This is a genomic window from Paenibacillus sp. FSL R7-0333 (genome assembly GCF_038000365.1).
Taxonomy (GTDB): domain Bacteria; phylum Bacillota; class Bacilli; order Paenibacillales; family Paenibacillaceae; genus Paenibacillus_AQ; species Paenibacillus_AQ silagei.
Window position 1 is genome coordinate 2,771,793 of the sequence record NZ_JBBOBZ010000001.1, and the last position, 14,331, is coordinate 2,786,123.

Genomic DNA, 14,331 nt, shown 5'->3' on the forward strand with positions numbered 1-14,331 from the left:
TTAATATAGAACTACGGCATCATCCATATCAAAGGAGAATTCAATGTGAACGAGAACCTGAAGCAAGCGTATGTACAATTAGGATTACCTGAAACCGTAACCAGAGAGGAACTGAACAAGCGGTTCGATCTGCTCCTGAAGCGAAGACGCGCCCTGACCACAGAGGAGGAGATAGCAGCCTACGAAGCGGATTTCCGGGCGTACAAGCTGATTCTCGATACCTGGGATGAGCAGGAGATCCAGAAGGCTGAAGATGAGCGGCTTGCCAAGTATGGACGCTTCTCCGGTACGGCAAGCAAGTGGGAGACCTTCATGCGGCTATACCGGACACATGTGATCCTCGGCATTATCGGGCTGCTGATAGTGATTTTTGGCGGGAAGGCCCTCTATGACAATTATCAGCATAGACAATATCTAGCTTCTCTGCCGCCAGTAGATGCTAAGATTATGTTCATCGGCAACTTCGGAGTCACGGATACCAGCGGCAAGACCGAGGAGCTGGAGAAGGCGATCATCGCGGCTTATCCGGAATGGAAGCGGGTGGAGACGGTGATGACTTATCTGCCTAGAACGGGCGAAGGCTCCGATTCACTGGATATGAATTATATGCAAAAGGCAGTTGTGGAGCTGGCGGCGAACCGGCCGGATATCCTCATTCTGGATGAGGCCACCGTCAAGTGGATCGGCGGACAGACCGGATTCCAGAATCTGGAGCCGATCACAGCGGACGGGAAGCTTGCCGCTGACGATAACCGCATGCAGTGGGGAGTCAACGAGGACACGAGCAAGAATGAGCTGTATGGTGTAGATATTCTGAAATCTCCGTTCATCTCAGAGCTGCCTATCAATTATAATGCGAAATCCATCATTATCGGTGTCCTGAATGACAAGGACAAGGATAAGATGCTGGCGTTCGTGAAGCATATTGCGGAGGAGCCGCCCGTTAAGTAAGCAGGAATTGGATCTAAATTCCTTTTGAAAAAACAACAAAAACCTCTCTTCTATGGCTGGTTACACCGCCATCATGAAGAGAGGTTTTTGTCTGCTGGTTGTTAGCTTGCTTGATTATCCGTTCAGTCTTACTGCTCCAGACGGTAGCCCCCATGGAATACAGGACCGACATACTCATTGAACGCATAGCCATTGCGGATGGCGGCGGATACGAAATCCTTCGCCTTCACCACAGCATCCTTCACCGACAAGCCGTTAGCCAATCCGCCGGTAATCGCTGCGGCGAAGGTGCATCCCGCTCCATGGTTATGGGCAGGCTCGATCTTCGCAGTCTCCAGGACGAGGTATTCGCTGCCGTCGAAGAAGATATCAATCGCCTTGTCGCCGCCCAGCGCCTTGCCGCCCTTGACGACAACATTCTGGGTGCCGAGCTGATGGATCAGGCGGGCAGCTTCCTTCATCTGATCAAGCGTAGTCAGCTTGCCGAGACCCGAGAGCACTCCGGCTTCGAACAGATTCGGAGTAGCCACCGTAGCCAGCGGCAGCAGCAGATCGCGGATGGCATCCGCACTCTCCGGGTTCAGTACTTCATCCTCGCCTTTGCATACCATAACCGGATCAATCACGACATTGGTCTGCTTGTTGCTCTTCAGGGCCTGTTCAGTAACCTTAACAATGTCCACACTGCCGAGCATACCGGTCTTCATGGCATCCACAGGACCGCCGGCAAAGATCGTCTTAAGCTGTTCGGCAACGATGGCAGCATCGACAGGGTATACATTATGATGCCAGCCCCGGTCAGGGTCCATCGTTACAATGGTAGTCAGGGCACTAAGGCCGTAAGTACCGTATTCCTCAAAGGTTTTGAGGTCTGCCTGAATGCCTGCGCCTCCGCTGGAGTCACTGCCGGCAATGGTTAATGTCTTAATGATTTTTGACAAAGGTAACGTCCCCTTCTTGTATATAAATAGTATGCTGCTTATTATAACAAAAATCATCGGCTTAGTCCGCAAAAAAAGTATAAGCTCCAAAAACGCACCGCTGCCCTTGGGTGAGAGCAAGGGTTTGCCGGCTGCTGCACTGCATATCATGGTAGTCTAGTGGATTATGTATTCAGGAGGCTGCCATGATTGAGATCAGTTTATGCATGATTGTCCGCAATGAGGAGAAGAGCCTGCCCCGCTGCCTGGCTTCTGTGGAAGGGCTGGTCGATGAGATCGTCATTGTAGATACGGGATCGGCAGACCGCACCAAGGAGATTGCCGGTGCCTTTGGAGCCACAATTTATGATTTTACCTGGATTGACGATTTCTCCGCTGCCCGTAATTACGCCTTCAGCAAGGCGACCCGGGATTATATCTTCTGGCTGGATGCGGACGACTATCTGAGAGAAGAGGATCAGGCGCTGTTCAGGGAGCTGAAGTCTTCGCTGCCGGAACACGTGGACAGTGTGAATATGCAGTATAATCTCGCTTTTGACGGAGAGGGAAGGGTGACGACCTCCTTGCGGCGCAACCGGCTGGTCCGCCGGGCGTGCGGGTTCCGCTGGATCGGTCCGGTGCATGAATATCTGGAGGTGTACGGCCCGTCGCTGGCAAGCAGAGTCTGTGTCACCCATGAGAAGGATAAAGCTTACACGGACCGCAATCTGCAGATCTACCGCAAACGGGAAGCGGCAGGAGAAAGCTTCTCTGCGCGCGATCAATATTATTACGCCAATGAGCTGCGCGACCACGGAATTCACCGGGAGGCCTGCCGGTATTACGAGCTGTTCCTCAGCGGCGGGCAGGGCTGGATTGAAGATAATATTCAGGCCTGCCTGCGGCTGGCCGAATGCCTGGAAGCACTTGGGGACAAGGAAGCGGCCTTCACTGCGGTCACCCGCACGCTGCAATATGATGCCCCGCGTGCCGAAGGCTGCTGCCGGCTGGGGGCCTGGCATCTGGAGAAGGGCCAGCTTCATCCGGCCATCTACTGGTTTGAGCTTGCTATTCAGCTGCCCGGACAGGCGGAGTCCATGGCGATGAAGAATGAGGCCTTCGCCACCTGGATTCCGAATCTGCAGCTTGCGCTCTGCTATGACCGGCTGGGCCAGCATGAGCGGGCCAACCGCTATAATGAGACTGCGCTGCTTCATTCCCCCGGCCATCCCAGCATGCTGTATAACCGGAATTACTTCCAGAAGCTACTGGGCGACAAGTATGTCTCCTTGCAGCAGCCCTGAACACATAACAAGCGCTCCCCTGCCGAGACTGGGGGAGCGCTTGTTATTGTCTACGGATGTCCAGGCATTGCCGCAGGCTCCAGCAGCAGCTGAGGTTCACTCATTCGGATGAATTCCAGCACCTTGTCGTAGATAATCCGGTGGCCCTCCCGGTTGGGGTGGATGCCGTCCCGGCAGATGAACTTGGTGTAATCCGGCTGCTGCAGGAAGGCGCCCCGGACATCGATAATCTTGGTCCTGGTGCTCTCGGCGACCTTGAGGATAGCGGAGTTATAACGCTCCTGCCACCAGTAGATTTTGGTGACGCTGCCGAGGAACTTCATAATGTTCACTTCGGAATCGGGATTGTTGCCGCTGACCCACTTGAAGTAGTTGTCCGCATTGAGCGGAGGCAGACTCATCAGGATTGGCGTGATCCCCTGGTTCTTCAGGAAATGAATCATATCAGCCAGCATCCGCTCGAAGGCCGGAAAATCTGTCTTGGGACTATGCTCTGCCTCGGGATTGCTCGCAATCTCACTCCAGTGGTAGTCACAGTCATTGCCGCCGTATTCAATCAGCACCACATCCGGCTTCTCCTTCAGGACATCCCGCTTCAGATTGCCGAAGCCCTTCATCAGCGTATTGCCGAATCTGGCAGTATTGCGCATAGCTCCCTTGAGCTTGCCCTGAAGCATGGATACATAATTATCCTCCAGAATGACATACTTGCTTCGGGTCTCGTCATACACAACGCCCTTGGAGATAGAATCCCCGCTGACCATATATTTGAACTGAGACCCCATGGACTCTTGCTGCTCCTCATTCCTGTTCATGCTCCCGCCTCCGATAACCCTAGTGTATATACAATCAGTGTAAACCATACATGCTGCCGTGCCTATGTATAGATGTCATGGGTTCTTAGTCTTGCCGGCAGTATTCTGGCGGATCAGTGAAAAATACAGAAAAGGTTCAACCTTATCCTCATAAGTTGGACCTTTTCCTGCATTCTCCGGAGCCTCTACCCATTCTCTGCAAAAGGTCGGCTGGAGCGCGATTTTCCCGCACCGTTCCCTTTTAAAAAGGCAGCGGCTGTCCGTTCCATGATTTTGACACTGTTCTCCCAGGTCCATGATTTCGAATCGGTCTCCCCGCGTGCGGCGATCCGGTTCCGGAGTGCGGGATCTTGAATGAGCCGCATCACATCCGCCGCAAGCCGGTTCTCATACCGGTAGGACAACAAGGAGTTCTCCTCATGGCGGGCATACTCCAGATTTCCTCCCGCATAGACAGAGACCAACGCCGCCCCGCAGCGCATTGCCTCCAGCCCGGGCAACGACCCGGTGTCGAAAATGCTCGAGCTGACAAAAATATCAGCACCGTTATAGTGATAGCATAGCTCCTCGTCATTGAGCGGCGTGAAGAAGCGGTATTTGCCGCTGTTCATCATCCTTTTTAGCGAATCGGAGGTGAAGCATTCATCCGGCGGACTGATGAAATTGATATTGACCCACGGGAAGTTCTGCTTCACGATATCCAGCTGATTCACCAGGTAATCCTGCTCGCGGTGCCAGGAGAAGCCGTGCTCCACCTTGCGCAGGATCGCTGTAATGTTCAGCGGTTCCTGAAGCTCCTTACGGATGTTCATGTTTCGGAATGAAGCACTGATCCCTACCGGTACAATGCTTCCGCTGATTCCGTGACCCAGCCTAATCAACTCCTGTTGCCATCTGGAGAGGACGATCAGCTTATCAGTAATATGATAGGAGGGGAAGGATACCTCGTTCTGCGGCAGAAACAGCGGTTCATAGCACAAAGAGAGGCGGATATGCATGCCTTTGCCGTTCAGGCTGGCTGCCTGTGAGACCGGAACTGTAGTGTAGAAATTGGAGACGATGATATCACTGACGGGGAAATCGGATTCGCGGAGCAGCGGGTAGTCGGTAATCAGCAGAGTGGAACGGACGTCATAGGAAACATCCCCTCCCAGCGGCATAACAATCACAACCTGGTGGCCCCGGGCCGTAAGACCGTTCGTAAGCTCCACGAGCATGCGTTGTGCCCCGCCATGGCTTAAGGTAAGAATGGGGAAAGTGAACCGCATCTGTGATCCCTTCCTTTCTGCACCATCGCCCTGCAAAAATGCGATAGGTATACTATTTTATTCAGTGAAAAGCGAAAAGTACCGCTAAGCGGTACTTTTGGAGGAAATGGGGTTATGGCCGGATTATAACGATTTGCGCAGATTGCGCAGCAGATTCACAGTGTCCCGGATCTCCAGGCTGGTGACATCCTCCAGCGAGACATCGATCATCGGCTTATGCGCCTCAAGCTTGTTCAGGAACTCAGCGGTGTGGAACAGTCCGGCTCCGGGAGCCCCGTGACGAATGCGTCCGCCGTCTTCATAGATTCCTTTGAGATGGGCGAGGATGATCCGGTCGCCGAACAGGTTGAAGGATTGATCGACGATCTCATCCTGGAGATGAACCTCTTCACCGATCAGGTTGCACGGGTCGAATACGACACCGATGGAGCTGGAAGGCACCTCGTCGAGGATGCGCCGCATTTTGGCTGGAGAGGACAGGGTATGGGTACTGACGCCTTCAAGCCCTAAGAATACGCCCCACTTCTCCGCCTCCTCTGCCAGCTCCTCAATCGTTGCCTTAAGGGCATCCCAGCCGAGCTCCTCATAGCGGTAAGGATCAAGCTCCTGGAAGGTCGTGAGTGCTCCCGTCTCCGTGGCGACCATAGGGGCACCGAACAGGCGGGCATAGCGCAGATGCTCCTTGAAGCGGTCGATCTCCGCCCGGCGGACCGCAGGATCGGGGTGGATCGGATTGATGTAGCAGCCCAGCACGCCGATGCGGATACCGGCCCTGTCAAATTGCTCACCGATATAGGAAGCCAGACCAGGACTCAGCTTGCCGGTGGAGAGGTCGATATCCTGTATGGCTTTGGACAGGGCGAGCTGTACGAAATCAATATTGTAGGTCTGAAGAGCGGCAATCAATTCCTTAATCGGCAGGCAGCCGGCTGTATGCGCCAACGTTCCGTAACGAATAATAAACAACTCCTTTGGAATTCTATGAATTTATATCTATAATATTAATGACGCTTACATAGACATGCAAGGTTAAAGAGTGCATGCACAACAGGAGGAATTGAGATGAATGCAATAGAAGCGCGTAAGCAAGAGCTGGAGAACTGCCGTCCAGAGCCGACACTGGACCGGGAGACGATTGATGAATTCTGGAATGATCTGCTCGCGGAAGATGAAGAGCAGCCGCTGGATGTGAGCATCACCCCTGAAGATACCCCCTATCCGGGCATGAAGGTGAGCAAGGTCAGCTATATGAGCTATGGGGAGACTACGATCAATGCCTGGTATATCCAGCCTGCCGGTGATACAGAGAACACTGGAGACCGGCCATGTGTTGTGACCTTTCCAGGTTACACCGGAGACCGGGGATATCCCGAGCGTTACGCACATTTCTTGCTGCTTGGATACACAGTACTGGCCGTAGATGTTCGTGGTCAGCTTGGAGAGACCGGCAATCTGCTGCCGCAAGAGCATGGGATTGTCAGAGGCTGGATTACCCAGGGGATGCTGGAGAAGGAGGAGTCCTATTATGTCGCGTTAGCCATAGATACCGTACGGGCTATAGAGACGGCAGCACAGCTGCCGGGGGTTGATCCGGCGCGTATTGCGATTACAGGAGCGAGCCAGGGCGGGGGGATCGCGCTCTTGGCAGGGGCGCTCAGCAGCCGCGTGGCTGCGGTAGCCGCAGATATTCCTAATCTGTGCCGGCTGGATTTCGGGGTGCTGAATTCCACCAGCTCACTTACAGAGATCGCGGAATACCTGAAGCGCTATCCGGAGCATCTGGAGCGTGTGCTGGAGAATCTGGCCTTTTTCGACATTGTTAATCTGGCTCACCGCTTCACTGTCCCTGTCCTGATGTCTGTAGGCTGGAAGGATACAGTATGTATGCCGGAGACGATCTATGCCGCGTATAACCGGATAGAATCGCCTAAGGAGATTATGGATTATCCGTTCTCCGGGCATGAGGTGAGCGAATTCCAGTGCAGACAGACGGCGTTGTTCTTCCAGGAGCATCTGGGCTCCTAAGTGAAGCATTATAAGCCACAGTGATTAGCCGCAAGGGAATGGTGTGAAGATATAGTAAGGGTTGGCGCGAGGCCATATATAGGCAGTCTAATCACCGGGAGGGAACTACGGATGGACAATCAGACAGGTAAGCTGCCGGCGGGAGTATTGGTGGAGAGCTTTGAGTATGACAAGAAGAATGAGGAGCTTGTGAAGAAGAGCTTCTGGAGCAAAACCAGGAAAGCCGCCGGTAAAATCCCCTTCACCAGAGAAGCGATAGCCATGTATTACTGTGCTATGGATGCCAAAACACCGCTATGGGCGAAAGGGATTGCTTTTGGAGCGCTGGCTTATTTCATTTCCCCGATTGATGCTATTCCCGATGCGCTGATTGGCCTGGGCTTCACAGACGATGCTGCCGTCATGGCGGCGGGCATCCGGGCTATTGCCGGACAGGTCAAGGAGGAGCACAAGCAGAAGGCGGAGGAGTTTTTCGAAGATTCATAATCATCTGGAAGAAGGCGAAGGGATGCAGCGGGTTGCTGCATCCCTATTCTAATGTGCCCTGCTACACTCCGGTGTCTATAGTTGGACGCTCTGAAGTCTGCTGCTTCGCCTGGTACTCCAGACCCCAATCTCTCATCAGCTTGATGATCGGAATCAGAGACCGTCCGAAATCAGTCAAGGAGTACTCGACCTTCGGCGGCACCTGATGATAGACCTCACGGTGTACAACGCCATCCTCCTCCAGCTCGCGGAGCTGCAGGGTCAGCATGCGCTGGGTGATGCCGGGGCAGATGCGGCGGAATTCGTTGAACCGGACTGTGGAATCCATCATATGGTACAACAGCACACCCTTCCATTTACCGCCGATAACATCGAGGGTGAATTCTACTGGACAAGCAAAGGCATTGCCATCAGGGCAAGTGCCGAAACCGCCTTTACGGTCGCGCATCACTGAACACGCTCCTTAGTATCATTTTGTATACTACATCACAAAAATGTGCGTACTTCTAAATGTGTTGTATATCCATTACTATAGGCATGGGAACAGGAAAACGTCAATTCCTTATCATGAACGGTACACAGAAAGGGAGTATGGAGGATGGAGAACACAAGCACAGCAACTCAAATGACGAAAGAGCAGATTTTGGCAGCCTATGAGTACAGACATGCGACCAAAGAATTCGACAGCAGCAGAAAGATCAGCGGGGAGGATTTCGGCTTCATTCTGGAGACGGGACGTCTGTCACCGAGTTCGTTCGGCTTCGAACCCTGGAAATTTGTAGTGGTCCAGAACCCGGAGCTCCGGCAGAAGCTGCTGCCATACGCCTGGGGCGCGCAGAAGCAGCTTCCCACCGCAAGCCATTTCGTGCTTATTCTGGCCAGACAGCCGCGTGATCTGGCAGCTGACTCAGAATATATTCAGAGTATGATGTCAGAGGTGCAGAAGCTGCCGGTTGAGATTGCAGAGGGCAAGCAGCGGGTCTTCGGCGCATTCCTGAAAAACGATTTCGGCCTGGCTGGCAATGAGCGGGCGATCTTCGAGTGGGGGGCGCGTCAGACGTATCTGCCCCTTGGCAATATGATGACCGCAGCCGCGCTGATCGGCGTCGATTCCTGTCCGATTGAAGGCTTCGATAAGCTGAAGATGGAGCAGCTTCTGGTTGATGAGGGGATTATGGACCCTGAACATTTCGGGCTGGCCTGCATGGTAGCCTTCGGCTACCGTACCGGCGAGCCGCGTGCCAAGACCCGGCGGACCGCTTCGCAGGTGGTGGAGTGGGTCTAAGGGTTGCGGCGTCAACGGGCAGGAGAACGTACTGAGAATCTAAAAAGAAACGGATGCAGCCCTCCGGGCATCATCCGTTTCTTTTTGCAATCTGGAGATTCTGCGGCAGTTCCTGCTTCCGCCTGCACCATTATGAAAGTACATAGAAGAGTCGAAAACTTATTGAAAATTTACTGAAAATTCTGCTACTCTTAGGAGGTCAACTTGCTGCCGGTAAGCGGCTGCTTAAGATCGTCATTTCAAGAATTGAAGGGATTCCTGCATTATGAAAATCATCCGCATTATCGCCGAGGTCTGCCTGCTGTATGTGTTCTTCCTGGCCGGAGACTATCTGCAAGAGCTGCTGCATTTGCCGATTCCAGGCAGTATCGTGGGACTGTTGCTGCTCTTCGTGCTGCTGCTGCTTAAGATTGTGCCCGTGAAGCTGATCGAGAACGGCTCGTCCTTTATTCTGGCGTATCTGCCCATGTTCTTCATCCCGGCCACCGCAGGCATTATGAACCATCTGGATATCTTCAGCGGAAGAGGCTTGCTCCTGATCGGTATTCTTGTCATCAGCAGTGTGCTGACCATGGTCGTTACAGCACATTCCAGCCAGTGGATTGCTGCCCGCAGCGTCAAACGGTTAACACGCCGGACGTACCGTGCCCGTAATCTCCACGGGAAGGGGAAGGAAGCATGAGAATTCTGCTGGCCATTGGTTTCGTGCTGATGAACGTTGTGATCTATCTGGTCATGTCTATGCTGTACAGACGCTACCGTCTTCCTGTCCTGCTGCCTGCACTGACGGCAACGTTCACGGTTGTTGTGCTGCTCATGGGCTTCCATATCTCTTATGAGACTTATATGATCGGCGGCGACTGGATTAACCGCCTGCTGGGACCAGCGGTAGTATCGCTGGCCTATCCCTTGTACAAACAGCGGCATGTGCTGTGGAAGAATCTCCCCGCCATTCTCGGCGGAACGGTCACCGGGCTTATGGTCGGAATGTTCAGCGGGCTGCTGATGGCAGCCGGACTCGGCTTCTCCAAGCTGTATGTGCTGTCCATTCTGCCCAAGTCGATTACCACCGCTGTAGCGATCCAGATCTCCAGCAATCTCGGCGGAGATTCATCGCTGACCTCCGTGTTCGTGATGGTTGCCGGCTTCACCGGAGCGATTGGCGGCCCCTACATTATCAAGCTGTTCAGAATCCGCAGCGAGTCGGGGATCGGCATTGGCCTGGGCACAGCTTCCCATGCCCTCGGCACAGCCAAGGCACTGGAATACGGCGAAGAGTCGGTGTCCATGAGCTCTGTAGCCATGACTGTGTGCGCTATTGTCGGCTCCATCGCCGGACCGCTAGTCGCCTGGATCATGTACCATTAAGCTTGCAGCATTCAGTAATCAGCCGTTCACACGCAGCCGGATTACGTTCCAGGAAGCAGCCGGAAGCATTGCGCTCACCCGGCCGCCGTCTGCGGCTGCTGTTCCCCGGTTGTGCGGAAGCACATTCGACGGGTTGGAGCGGGTATTGGCCGCTTGAAGCTCCTCATGCTCAAGAACCGTGTGCTGAATAACCTCTACAGCGCCGAAGCTCCGCAGATCAACCGCCAGCTCCATGCCTTCGCTCAGATGGCGGTTCACTGCAAACACAGTAACCTCGTTCAGCTCCTCATTATATACACTGACCGCTTCCAGATATGGAACGTCGGTGAAATCCTTGGAATCATATTTGGAACTTGTAATCAGCGGGTGCAGCACCGTTCCCCGGCCGTAGATGGAGGCATGCATGTAAGGATAATAAGTGGTCTGCAGCCAGAGCGGTCCGCCGTCCTCCGTCATAATCGGTGCAATGACATTGATAAGCTGGGCGATACAGGCCATCTTGACCCGGTCTGCATGCTTGAGCAGGCTGATCAGGCAGCAGCCCACCACCAGCGCATCCTCAAGGGTATAGACATCCTCGAATTCAGGCGGTGCAATCTGCCAGTGCTGCTCGGCACGGCTAGAGCCCTGCGATTTCCATACATTCCATTCATCGAGGGACAGGTAAATCTTTTTCTTGCTTTTCTTCTTGGCCTTGATATAATCACATACTGCTGCTACGCTGTCGATGAACTGATCCATATCGAGCGATTGGGCCAGGAAATTCGCTGTATCCCCATCATTGTTATTGTAGTAAGTGTGCAGCGAGAGGAAATCGACATTATCGTAGGTGAGATCCAGGACTGTAGCTTCCCATTCGGCAAAAGTGCTCATGTTGCTGCCCGAGCTGCCGCAGGCGACAAGCTCCAGGGAAGGATCTACCCAGCGCATCGCTTTGGCGGTCTCATTGGCGAGTCTTCCGTATTCGACGGCAGTCTTGGCTCCGATCTGCCATGGACCGTCCATTTCATTGCCCAGACACCAGGTGCGGAAGTTGTGCGGCGCCTTGTAGCCATGAGAGATCCGCAGGTCACTCCAGTAAGAGCCGGAGGGATGGTTGCAGTACTCAACGAGATTCCTTGCTGCGTCGATTCCGCGTGTGCCCAGGTTCACTGCCATCATCACTTCAGAACCGGCCAGCTTGGCCCAATCGGCGAATTCATTCGTGCCTACCTGGTTAGTCTCTGTAACCCACCAGGCAAGCTCAAGAGAGCGCTTCCGTTCCACCTTGGGTCCAACGCCGTCTTCCCAGTTATAACCGGATACAAAGTTGCCTCCCGGATAACGGATGATCGGTACGCGTAGTGCCTTGATAGCCTGGAGGGCATCGCCGCGGAAACCGTTCTCGTCAGCGGTAGGATGTCCCGGCTCATAGATTCCGCCATAGACGGCCCGGCCCAGATGTTCAATGAAGGAACCGTACAGCCTTGGATCTACCTCGGCCAGCTTGAAGTCTTTGTCGACAATCATCTTGGATTGAATGCTCATAGTTAGAAGCTCCTTTGTATTAGATTAATGAAACAGCTAATCGTTCAAGCCCGTTTATGATTACATGATACGAATTACGGGGTATACTAAGCAATAACTAATTTCAGGATTAACTTAATAACTAATTCAAAGAGCGCGGAGGGCCACCGATGTATTTAACCACAGATTCTGAATCGTTGAAGGTCTATGAAGCACTTGCCAGTGAAGTGCGGCTGCGGATCATCGATCTGCTTAGCAGCGAGGAGATGCATATTAAGGAGATTGCAGCCAGGCTGTATCTCAGCAGTGCCATTGTCAGCTCGCATGTAGCGAAGCTGCAGAAGGCCGGCATCGTCAGCTCCCAGATGAAGCGGATCGACGGGGGGACTTATAAATTCTGCTCCCTTTCCGCGAATTTCTTGCAGATTAAATTATCCGGGGCCAAAGGCATCGCCCGCAAAGTAGTGGAGGTCTCTGTCCCTGTGGGCCATTACACCGATCTGGAAGCTTCACCGACCTGCGGCATTGCCACAACCGAGAAGCTGATCGGGTATTATGACGACCCGCGTTATTTCCTGGACCCGCAGCGGGTGGATGCCGGCATTCTCTGGTTCGCCAAAGGATACGTGGAATATAAGGTTCCGAATTATCTGTTCATGGATCAGACGGTCCAGGAGATTGAGATTTCCATGGAGATCGGCTCGGAGGCACCGAGTGTGAACGAGAAGTGGCCTTCGGATATCTCTTTTATGATGAATGGCATTTCGCTTGGCAAATGGACTAGCCCCGGAGACTTCGGCGTAATGAGAGGCCGGCTGACTCCAGCCTGGTGGAAATCGGATGTGAACCAATACGGGCTGCTCAAGGTGCTCAGAATTAATGCAGGGGGAACTTATATAGACGGCCAGCAGATATCGGCAGTTACCATTGATCAGGTGGGCTGGCAGCAGGACCAGTGGAGCTTCAGGTTCACGGCAGAAGACACGACCCGAAGGCGGGGCGGCTTAACGTTATTCGGGCGCGGCTTCGGGAATTACGAGCAGGACATTGTGTTTCGTGTCTATTATGAATAAGAGGGACCTGTTCGCCGAATGGCAAGTGAATGGATAAGACAAGGAAAAAGGAGCTTTGTTCAGACGGGATGTTTGCAAAAGGGGTTCGCGGGTAACTATAACTAAGTAATCCAAATCGCGCACAACTTGCATACAAGGAGGAATTCACATGTCGGATCAATCCCAAAATGAAGCAGACATCCGCAACAAGGAGAATAAAGACGGGGATTCACTCGCAGAACGCAAAAAGATGGAAAACGGTGTGGATATTGAACCGGAAGCCGATGATTGGGAAGCCAAACCGGCCGAAACCGCTCATCCTGATCCGCTTCCTAAGAATTAGGGGATAGGGATAAGGCATGCGGCTAGGTCATAAGGCAGCATAAGGTATAAGGCAAATACATGTAACAGACTGTTCCTCACGGGGCAGTCTTTTTTTCTTTCTGGCATAGGAATCAACAGGGTCAGCCATGCGCAGATCCGCCAGATATTCCCGTCATAATGTCCCGTTCTTGGAGACATACTAGCTCCAATTGGAAAATAATTGGGACCGGAGGCGCGAATAACTACGATGACACCTTTACTTTTACAGCAAAGTTACAGTATAGTGGCTGCGGCAAGTCCCTATCTGTTCTATTTCACTGTGTACTCGTTTCTGGGGTGGGTCCTTGAAGGCAGCTATAACCTCTACAGCACGGGGACCTTTCGGAAAGAAGGCTTCCTCAAAGGGCCATTTAAACCCATGTATGGCTGCGCACCGCTGCTACTGCTGGCAGCACATGAAATCAGGCTTCCCTTGCCGTTATTCCTGCTGCTTGCGCTGATTGTCCCTTCAGCGGTTGAGTTTATCAGCGGCTGGCTGCTTAAGGAGATCTTTCGTAGACAATGGTGGGATTATTCAGGGATGCCGTTTCAGCTGCAAGGGCATATCTGCCTGAAATTCTCGCTGTATTGGTGGGGACTGTCAGTGGCTTGCATGTTCGGCTTGCATCCGCTGGTACACTTCCTGTATCTGCAAATAGAGAGGGTATGGATGCCTGTACTGCCCGTGGTCCTACTTATATTCACAGCTGATCTGCTGTGGACGTTCCGCACCCGCCGCCGCGGGCTGCAACTGCTGGATCATCTGTTGGAGCCACCAGAGCTTGGCGAAGGTTGAATAGTTAGTGAAGAGTGAGAACTTTAATAACCCAAAGAACCCAAAGAACCCAAAAATATCTCCGCCTTCTGGCTGAGATATTTTTGGGTTACAAACCTTTAGAGTTTGACCCTAATTCTTGTGTTACATTGGACAGACAATCCGTGAAATCTTCATCAATATCGGCCGGGATTATGATTTTAGTGGAGGAAT

16 protein-coding genes are annotated in these 14,331 nt (G+C 53.0%); 10 read left to right on the forward strand and 6 right to left on the reverse strand.

The features are described from left to right. Window positions 1–45 precede the first annotated feature (45 nt). The gene (locus tag MKY86_RS11225; protein WP_076073965.1) at window positions 46–951 is read left to right on the forward strand and encodes a hypothetical protein; all 906 of its coding nucleotides are present in this window, start codon (window positions 46–48) and stop codon (window positions 949–951) included. 128 nt (window positions 952–1,079) lie between these two features. On the opposite strand, the gene thiD is transcribed toward MKY86_RS11225, so the two are convergent. Then, window positions 1,080–1,892 carry a bifunctional hydroxymethylpyrimidine kinase/phosphomethylpyrimidine kinase gene (gene thiD, locus MKY86_RS11230; RefSeq protein ID WP_036729773.1) on the reverse strand — a complete coding sequence of 271 codons (813 nt, stop codon included), beginning with the start codon at window positions 1,890–1,892 and terminating at the stop codon, window positions 1,080–1,082. 185 nt (window positions 1,893–2,077) lie between these two features. On the opposite strand from thiD, the gene MKY86_RS11235 reads away from it, so the two are divergent. Next, window positions 2,078–3,175, forward strand: coding sequence for a glycosyltransferase family 2 protein (locus MKY86_RS11235; protein ID WP_076073968.1), 1,098 nt, complete (start codon window positions 2,078–2,080; stop codon window positions 3,173–3,175). 50 nt (window positions 3,176–3,225) lie between these two features. On the opposite strand, the gene MKY86_RS11240 is transcribed toward MKY86_RS11235, so the two are convergent. The 3 genes from MKY86_RS11240 to MKY86_RS11250 form a co-directional block, all read right to left on the reverse strand. After that, complete coding sequence (locus MKY86_RS11240; protein ID WP_051478358.1) at window positions 3,226–3,990, reverse strand: SGNH/GDSL hydrolase family protein; 765 nt, start codon at window positions 3,988–3,990, stop codon at window positions 3,226–3,228. A gap of 185 nt (window positions 3,991–4,175) precedes the next feature. Further along, complete coding sequence (locus MKY86_RS11245) at window positions 4,176–5,258, reverse strand: glycosyltransferase family 4 protein (RefSeq protein ID WP_076073970.1); 1,083 nt, start codon at window positions 5,256–5,258, stop codon at window positions 4,176–4,178. A gap of 123 nt (window positions 5,259–5,381) precedes the next feature. Next, window positions 5,382–6,224 (reverse strand): TIM barrel protein, encoded by an 843-nt coding sequence (locus tag MKY86_RS11250; RefSeq protein ID WP_083684322.1) that lies wholly within the window; start codon window positions 6,222–6,224, stop codon window positions 5,382–5,384. 96 nt (window positions 6,225–6,320) lie between these two features. Between MKY86_RS11250 and MKY86_RS11255 the strand changes: the two genes are divergently transcribed. Further along, a complete protein-coding gene (locus MKY86_RS11255; RefSeq protein WP_076073973.1) occupies window positions 6,321–7,283 on the forward strand; it encodes an acetylxylan esterase in 963 nt (320 codons plus the stop codon). A 111-nt stretch (window positions 7,284–7,394) separates the two neighbouring features. Further along, window positions 7,395–7,769: a YkvA family protein gene (locus MKY86_RS11260; RefSeq protein WP_051493493.1), complete on the forward strand. Its 375-nt coding sequence runs from the start codon at window positions 7,395–7,397 to the stop codon at window positions 7,767–7,769. Window positions 7,770–7,830: 61 nt separating this feature from the next. Here MKY86_RS11260 and MKY86_RS11265 read toward each other — a convergent pair whose 3' ends face one another. Next, a complete protein-coding gene (locus tag MKY86_RS11265; RefSeq protein ID WP_076073976.1) occupies window positions 7,831–8,217 on the reverse strand; it encodes a winged helix-turn-helix transcriptional regulator in 387 nt (128 codons plus the stop codon). A 150-nt stretch (window positions 8,218–8,367) separates the two neighbouring features. On the opposite strand from MKY86_RS11265, the gene MKY86_RS11270 reads away from it, so the two are divergent. From MKY86_RS11270 to MKY86_RS11280, 3 genes are all read left to right on the forward strand, one after another. After that, on the forward strand, window positions 8,368–9,054 hold the full coding sequence (locus MKY86_RS11270) for a nitroreductase family protein (protein ID WP_083684325.1): 687 nt from the start codon (window positions 8,368–8,370) through the stop codon (window positions 9,052–9,054). 265 nt (window positions 9,055–9,319) lie between these two features. Further along, a complete protein-coding gene (locus MKY86_RS11275) occupies window positions 9,320–9,736 on the forward strand; it encodes a CidA/LrgA family protein (RefSeq protein ID WP_036695124.1) in 417 nt (138 codons plus the stop codon). Beyond that, window positions 9,733–10,422, forward strand: a complete 690-nt coding sequence (locus tag MKY86_RS11280; RefSeq protein WP_076073978.1) for an LrgB family protein — start codon at window positions 9,733–9,735, stop codon at window positions 10,420–10,422. Before MKY86_RS11275 ends, MKY86_RS11280 begins: the two co-directional genes overlap by 4 nt. 18 nt (window positions 10,423–10,440) lie before the next feature. Here MKY86_RS11280 and arfA read toward each other — a convergent pair whose 3' ends face one another. After that, window positions 10,441–11,949, reverse strand: coding sequence for an arabinosylfuranosidase ArfA (gene arfA / locus MKY86_RS11285; RefSeq protein WP_076073981.1), 1,509 nt, complete (start codon window positions 11,947–11,949; stop codon window positions 10,441–10,443). Window positions 11,950–12,098: 149 nt separating this feature from the next. Here arfA and MKY86_RS11290 point away from each other — a divergent pair, with 149 nt between their 5' ends. The 3 genes from MKY86_RS11290 (at window position 12,099) to MKY86_RS11300 (ending at window position 14,139) form a co-directional block, all read left to right on the forward strand. Beyond that, window positions 12,099–13,001, forward strand: coding sequence for an ArsR/SmtB family transcription factor (locus MKY86_RS11290; protein WP_076073984.1), 903 nt, complete (start codon window positions 12,099–12,101; stop codon window positions 12,999–13,001). A 148-nt stretch (window positions 13,002–13,149) separates the two neighbouring features. Then, window positions 13,150–13,323, forward strand: a complete 174-nt coding sequence (locus MKY86_RS11295) for a hypothetical protein (protein ID WP_209992293.1) — start codon at window positions 13,150–13,152, stop codon at window positions 13,321–13,323. Window positions 13,324–13,551: 228 nt separating this feature from the next. Further along, window positions 13,552–14,139 (forward strand): putative ABC transporter permease, encoded by a 588-nt coding sequence (locus tag MKY86_RS11300; protein ID WP_076073986.1) that lies wholly within the window; start codon window positions 13,552–13,554, stop codon window positions 14,137–14,139. The last annotated feature ends 192 nt before the right edge of the window (window positions 14,140–14,331 follow it).

Bases quoted from the DNA above. Each gene is read 5' to 3' on its own strand.
- MKY86_RS11235 (WP_076073968.1), top strand. From the start codon at position 2,078: ATGATTGAGATCAGTTTATGCATGATTGTCCGCAATGAGGAGAAGAGC.
- MKY86_RS11240 (WP_051478358.1), bottom strand. From the start codon at position 3,990: ATGAACAGGAATGAGGAGCAGCAAGAGTCCATGGGGTCTCAGTTCAAA.
- MKY86_RS11245 (WP_076073970.1), bottom strand. From the start codon at position 5,258: ATGCGGTTCACTTTCCCCATTCTTACCTTAAGCCATGGCGGGGCACAA.
- MKY86_RS11255 (WP_076073973.1), top strand. From the start codon at position 6,321: ATGAATGCAATAGAAGCGCGTAAGCAAGAGCTGGAGAACTGCCGTCCA.
- MKY86_RS11260 (WP_051493493.1), top strand. From the start codon at position 7,395: ATGGACAATCAGACAGGTAAGCTGCCGGCGGGAGTATTGGTGGAGAGC.
- MKY86_RS11265 (WP_076073976.1), bottom strand. From the start codon at position 8,217: ATGCGCGACCGTAAAGGCGGTTTCGGCACTTGCCCTGATGGCAATGCC.
- MKY86_RS11270 (WP_083684325.1), top strand. From the start codon at position 8,368: ATGGAGAACACAAGCACAGCAACTCAAATGACGAAAGAGCAGATTTTG.
- MKY86_RS11275 (WP_036695124.1), top strand. From the start codon at position 9,320: ATGAAAATCATCCGCATTATCGCCGAGGTCTGCCTGCTGTATGTGTTC.
- MKY86_RS11280 (WP_076073978.1), top strand. From the start codon at position 9,733: ATGAGAATTCTGCTGGCCATTGGTTTCGTGCTGATGAACGTTGTGATC.
- arfA (WP_076073981.1), bottom strand. From the start codon at position 11,949: ATGAGCATTCAATCCAAGATGATTGTCGACAAAGACTTCAAGCTGGCC.
- MKY86_RS11290 (WP_076073984.1), top strand. From the start codon at position 12,099: ATGTATTTAACCACAGATTCTGAATCGTTGAAGGTCTATGAAGCACTT.
- MKY86_RS11295 (WP_209992293.1), top strand. From the start codon at position 13,150: ATGTCGGATCAATCCCAAAATGAAGCAGACATCCGCAACAAGGAGAAT.
- MKY86_RS11300 (WP_076073986.1), top strand. From the start codon at position 13,552: ATGACACCTTTACTTTTACAGCAAAGTTACAGTATAGTGGCTGCGGCA.